Raw genomic sequence first — 1,719 nt, 5'->3', positions numbered from 1 at the left:
TTAATCAAGAAGCACAACAAGGCCACGAATACCGCCTTGACTTCAACGGTGCTGCACTTCCTAATGGAGTGTACATTTACCGTATGACGACTCAAAATGAAACAATCATTGAGAAATTTATGATTGCGAAATAAAAAACAAGACTCTCAAAAAGTTCAGAGAGTTTTAGAAATGAGAAACCCGGTTGCCGAAAGGTAACCGGGTTTTTTGTGTTTATCGCTTGCAGTCGCCAAACAGGAGAAACAAAAGAAAATGTAGATATTGCTCCAGGGGTCAAGTTTCAGGGCGAGAGGAAATAATATCAAATAAATGATACTTGTCTTTAAAGTGTCTGCTCGCGGATCACTAATCTGAACTCAACTTATGTCCGGAGGAGTATTTAAGTAGCGCCTCGATCTGAGATTAAAGATTCTTTTAGAAGATTCGGGGAGGATTTAGTACATCGAATGGGCAAATCCGCATATTCGCACAATTCTTCATTCCGCTACGCACCATAGTTCAAAATCAAATAAATGCATTAGTGGAGGATAATTTTCACAAAAAGTGGAGTAGGAATAATATTGAGCAAAACGCAAAAATTACGATTTTGGTCGATATTCATTATCAGTTCAAAGAAAATTATCAAGTATTCGTCTGGCCTGTTTTGACTATTTAACAGTCTGAACAATAATACGTTAAATGCCTATTTTAACTGAATTAAAGATTTCATTAAATAATATTTATCCCTAAGTTACTTGACTTCATCGTATAATTTCGTACTTTTATAGCAAGTTGTGGGGTTTTTTGATGCTTATTAACCTACTTCACTACATAGACGATAATTCATTAATAATTTAAACCAAATCATTTTTTCTATGAAAAACCTGTTTACGAAAGTGATCGGAGCCTGTTGCTCTCTGATCATGATTTCTTTACTGACAACCACAAATCTGAGCGCTCAGTATTGTGCATTCGCCGGGGTCACTCCGGCTGATGATCACATTACCAACGTTACATTTGCTGGAATTGACAACACAAGTCTTGCCACCGGATATTCTGATTTCACGGGTATAAGTGGCATCGTATCACCTGGGCTCGAGTACCCTATTTCTGCTACTTTAGGGAATAACGGTATCTATGACGAAACGCTGACTGTCTATATAGACTGGGATCAGAGTTTAACATTTGACGCTGATGAGCGCTACGAAATTGGTACGTGTACCGACGGAGGTTGCGCTAATCCAGGTATTTCGGGTATGATAACGGTGCCCCCCGGCGCTACTCCCGGTGAAACAAGAATGCGTGTCATCGGAAAGTATTTTAGCTACCCGGTTGGCCCCTGCACTTCTGATGGAGCAATGCCCTGGGGTGAAGTTGAAGATTACTCTATAACAGTTCTGTCAGGAGAATGTACTCCTCCAAACTTTACTTACACAGTAGTTAATGACTGTGAAGCTGACAACTACGATGTAACTGCTCTTCTTACCGATTTCGGTACAAGCACTTTTATTACTGTTTACCTAACGCGATCTGATGCTGTACCCGTTAATCCGGTTACACTTATTTTTGCGCTACAGGGACAAACTGTTAATATATTAAACAATATTCCTTTTGGTGTTACTGTTTCTGCTTCTATAGAAGGATCAAACCCTATCTGTAACCTCACCAGAAACTTTGCACAAGAAATTTGTCCTGCAGAAAATGACGAACCATGCCTTGCTATATCTCTTTCATGCGGCG

The 1,719-nt window shown here is 39.6% G+C and carries 2 protein-coding genes; both read left to right on the top strand.

Going from position 1 to position 1,719, the window contains the following annotated elements:
* Window positions 1-134: T9SS type A sorting domain-containing protein (locus G3O08_RS21960; protein ID WP_163285710.1), on the top strand; the 134-nt coding region annotated here is incomplete at its 5' end.
* Window positions 135-854: 720 nt separating this feature from the next.
* Window positions 855-1,719 (top strand): GEVED domain-containing protein (locus G3O08_RS20575; protein WP_239541393.1); only part of this gene is annotated, 865 nt, incomplete at its 3' end.

The organism is Cryomorpha ignava (assembly GCF_010686655.1).
Lineage (GTDB): Bacteria > Bacteroidota > Bacteroidia > Flavobacteriales_D > Cryomorphaceae > Cryomorpha > Cryomorpha ignava.
The sequence above is the reverse complement of the archived record's forward strand: the minus strand, read 5'-3'. Positions and strand labels throughout refer to the sequence as shown.